General features: G+C 64.3%; 1 pseudogene. It reads right to left on the bottom strand.

Going from position 1 to position 395, the window contains the following annotated elements:
- Positions 1-395 (bottom strand): annotated as a pseudogene (locus tag ACW9HX_RS29160) (RHS repeat protein); the annotation flags it as partial.

Below are 395 nucleotides of genomic sequence, written 5' to 3'. Positions count from 1 at the left end.
CCTGCAGCAGCAGGTTGCCGGCCGGGTCGTGGGCGAAGTTTTCCGGCACATCGTCACGGGTGTGACGCACGCGGATCAGCCGGTCGAGGGCGTCGTACTGGTAGCTGCGCTGGCCGTGTCGGGTGTCAGCGATGTGCTCAAGATTGCCGTTGGCGCTGTAGGCAAAATCGCGGCGATACAGTGCACCGCGTTGATGGCCGACAGCGTGGGCGCGTAACCGGCCCTGTTCGTCGTAGGCATATTCGCTGAGCAACAGGCCTTGCTGACGCTGTTGCTCGCGGCCGTTCTGGTAGACGTGACGGGTGAGCAAGGCGCCGTTGAGGTCGATCGCCGTCAGCGTGCCGCCCTTGGCGTAGTGGTAATCGAGCTTGCTGTTGTCCGGCAGGCGCATTCGG

The organism is Pseudomonas sp. SDO52101_S400 (assembly GCF_054071635.1).
Note: the sequence above shows the minus strand (reverse complement) of the source record. Positions and strands in the feature narration are given on the sequence as shown.